We start from the raw sequence: 3,589 nt of genomic DNA on the forward strand, positions 1-3,589 counted from the left end.
CTACAAGCCTAAATTGAACAACGATACTAAAGTTCTAAAAGTCTCAAACCCTTATTAGCAACTCAAACCACCTTCTTATTTTTCAAGAGATATTATCAATTCTTGGGATTATGTAACCTAAAGATAAGTATATTCTTTACCTACCTTTTTGATGTTTTATTCTGCTGTTTTTATTAATAGACCATCCCTATAATCAACTCAATTATACTTTTAACCACCAGCCTAACTGACACCCTCGGTCATCTAATAGATAAGCCGGTCGGCAAGCCAGGGGGCAGGCCAGGGGGCATACCCCTCGGCAACCCACCGGCATACCCTTCTGAGCGCACAATCTACAGATAGTTAGATTGTCCTTTAAGTAACCGAATGATTTATCCTCTGGATTATCAATAGGATAGCGGATAAAGTTGCCTAATCTTTTGCCTTCTCGGTCAAACAAGCCTGTGGCTCATTTGATTAGTATCGGCATTTATGTTCCTTTCTGCCGATGTCTCGCTCGTTTAAATTGGTGGCGGCATTTTTATTATATCCATTAAATTCTTATTCCAATTTGTCACAAGATTTGATTATATTTCTGGCTCGTGATTGGTGTCGGCGGTTTTATTACTCTCGCAAAATACCTTATTTCCAATTTTCCACAAGATTTGATTATACCTCTAAATTAAATTATCCAGTATGGCCCAAACCACCTGAGCCCCGAGTTGTTTTCGATAATCTTTTATGTTCTTTCAAAGTGACCTTTACTACTGAAGAAAATACTAACTGGGCAATGCGGTCATATTTTTTGATTCTAAACGGGTTTTTACCGAAATTGAATAGAATCACCTTAATCTCCCCGCGGTAATCCGCGTCAATTGTGCCAGGACTATTGAGAACTCCGATGCCATATTTGGCCGCTAAGCCTGAACGGGGCCGAACTTGTGCTTCTAAACCCTTGGGTAATTCAATTGCAATGCCAGTGCCTACAACTTGGAATGTGCCAGGATTAATTGTTAAAGATTCCGCTGAATGCAAATCAATACCAGAAGCATCTTGGGTCTGATATTTGGGAACAGGTACTGGTTTCAGTCTACGAAATTTTATTATTGTCATACTATGTTTATTATAAAGAATAGATTGCTGCGCTCAAGACTTAAAGAAATTTTCTTATTCTTCTTTGTAACCTCAATGTCTCCGGAGGTAAAATTGTTACTTATACTTAAAACTAATTTAACCATATTATGCTAATAGTTCTTCTAAGGGCATAAATTGTTTTTGCCATAAGGTTTCTTTTTCTTTTCTTAACTCAAGTGTTTCCTTTTGTAATCGTTCGTAGTTATTGAGTAAAATTTTTAGAGATTCCGCGATTGCTATAGAGTCGTTTTGGGTATGAATTGTGCCTTTAGAAAAATATTTTCGCAAAATTGGCGTATTTGAAGTAATTAACGGTTTACCTAAACTTACTGCTTCATAAGCACCACACAAGACTGTATCGGGTCGAGACGTTAAAGCAATAATTGCATGCACATTTTTTAAGCAGGTCTCGTATTCTTCATTAGAAAGATAGCCCGTTAAAATTAAATTTTGTGGAATCGGATAGTTATCTTTTAGATTTTCTGAATTGCCGGTTAAATAGAATTCTATTTCTGGAATTAATCGGATACTTTCTAAAATCGCCTGAATTGGTTCATCTTGGCCATAGCCACAAATGACCGCAACTCGAAACTTTTCTTTTTCTGTTAATGGTTTGTCTGGCAAATTGAAGGGCAATTTATCTTCTAATACGATGGTTCTGGTATTCTTAAGCAGATTACGCTTATATATCCCTTCGTTATGGACCAGATTCATTGTGATATTTTGGAGCATTATTCGATATAGTAACAAATATAAGTTTTGATGCCAGGCTTGGGGAAAAAATAATCCCGAATGGGTGTCAAATATTATTTTTTTACTAAAAAGTTTCGCATAAAGAAAACCGGCAATAGCAGAACCAATTGGCGGAATTTGAGCCAATACAATCTCATAATTTTGAGAGAGCAATCGAAAAAAAGTTATTGCAATTAAAATTGGGTTGAATATTAATCTTAATAACCGAACCTTTGTTTTATACTTTATGGTAATTAAATCGGCATTTAAGGTTCGAGCTAAGACTCGAGAGCGTGTTGCAGAATACCAGGTAACAAAAGCGATTTTATTGGGCATCGAAATCAAGTTTTATCTTATAGTATTTATAAAGAAGATTTTTATAAACTTCAAGCGTTGTTCCCATTATTACATTCCAATCGTAATATTGTTGAGCGTATTCTCGGCATCGGTAGAATTGTTGCGGATTAGTCAATATATATTCAAGGCCTTTAATTGTCTGTTCAAGACTTTCTGCAAAAATTCCAATACCAGCAATTCTTTCAGGAAAATGAATCAGTGTTCCTGAAACAACAGGGACATTGCAGGCCAAACTTTCAATCGTGCTAACTCCAATTCCGCCCCAACGATTAAATATTTTAGAACCAGGTAAGACAAAAGCATCAGCCGAACGATAAAAATCGATTAAGTCATAAGGGTCGACTCGAGGAAATACTTTCGCACCAGCATTAATTGCTGATTGATATAATTCATCTGACTTTGAAACTCCTACCATTACCAACTCAATACTATATTTTTCTTTTAACTTTTGATATGCTAAGATAACTTGGTCGCAACCTTTATAAGTATAGGCTTTTCCGATATAGAGAATAATTTTTTTATCTAATGAAAGATTTAATTTTTTTCGGGCAGAAAATTTTGAATCTGGCGTAAAAATATTAAAATCTACTCCCATACCCTGAACCAAACAACGATTTCTTATTCCTAAAAGTTCAAGGATTCTTTGCGTTGCTTTGGTCAGGCAAAAGATATAATCAATGCGTCTAATTAAATTGCGCATAACCATCTCTTCTAATAAAAGAAACGGCAATATGAGAAAAAGTCGTTGTCGACGCGGTAAGAGATAGATTGGTGGACAATCGCCATGATGTTGAACTACTATTGGTAAACGAGGAAATAACCCAGCAAGAAGGTAAGTTGTCCAATTGAAAAGGCCATGAATATGTAAAATAATCGGCGAACGACTTTCGGTTTTAAGTGCTTTTATCATTTCAAAAGATATTTCCCGACCGTAGGTTAGGGGTAAAGATGGAAAGATACGATAGATTAATCCATCTTTTTCGAAAACCACAGATTTACGATATCTTTTTTCTATAATCCAAGATTCAATTTGTAGTTGGGAAATATTTAGTCTTTGTAGGGCTTTTGCGGTTCGTGTCTGCCAGCCATCAAAAATATTCTCATCTAAATTAGCAGAGACCCAGGATGGCGAACAATGTAACATTTGAATAACTTTTATCATTGGTCAGTGTTAAGTGACAAATTGCCAGAAAAAGATAAGTATCGCACTAATTTATATATATTATGCAGTCCTTAATAAATATTCTAATGGTATAAATCAAGACAGGAACTTGCAAGTGTTGAAAAGAATATCCACTTGTGTCTTTTACATATCATATTTATATTATGCAGTTCTTGATAAACATTCTAAAGGTATAATTCGAGACAAGTCTTGCAAGTGTTGAAA

Annotated in this window: 4 protein-coding genes; all 4 read right to left on the reverse strand. The window is 35.3% G+C overall.

The genetic code is table 11. The features are described 5' to 3' along the window. Positions 1-202: 202 nt before the first annotated feature. A complete protein-coding gene (locus N2201_07325; GenBank protein MCX7786009.1) occupies positions 203-439 on the reverse strand; it encodes a hypothetical protein in 237 nt (78 codons plus the stop codon). A 227-nt stretch (positions 440-666) separates the two neighbouring features. Further along, positions 667-1,092, reverse strand: a complete 426-nt coding sequence (gene dut / locus N2201_07330) for a dUTP diphosphatase (protein MCX7786010.1) — start codon at positions 1,090-1,092, stop codon at positions 667-669. Positions 1,093-1,218: 126 nt separating this feature from the next. Next, on the reverse strand, positions 1,219-2,181 hold the full coding sequence (locus N2201_07335) for a glycosyltransferase (protein ID MCX7786011.1): 963 nt from the start codon (positions 2,179-2,181) through the stop codon (positions 1,219-1,221). Then, a complete protein-coding gene (locus tag N2201_07340; protein ID MCX7786012.1) occupies positions 2,171-3,364 on the reverse strand; it encodes a glycosyltransferase family 4 protein in 1,194 nt (397 codons plus the stop codon). The genes N2201_07335 and N2201_07340 overlap by 11 nt, the downstream gene beginning before the upstream one ends. Positions 3,365-3,589 lie beyond the last annotated feature (225 nt).

This window comes from candidate division WOR-3 bacterium, assembly GCA_026418155.1.
GTDB lineage: Bacteria > Hydrothermota > Tepidihabitantia > Tepidihabitantales > CAIPLT01 > JAOABV01.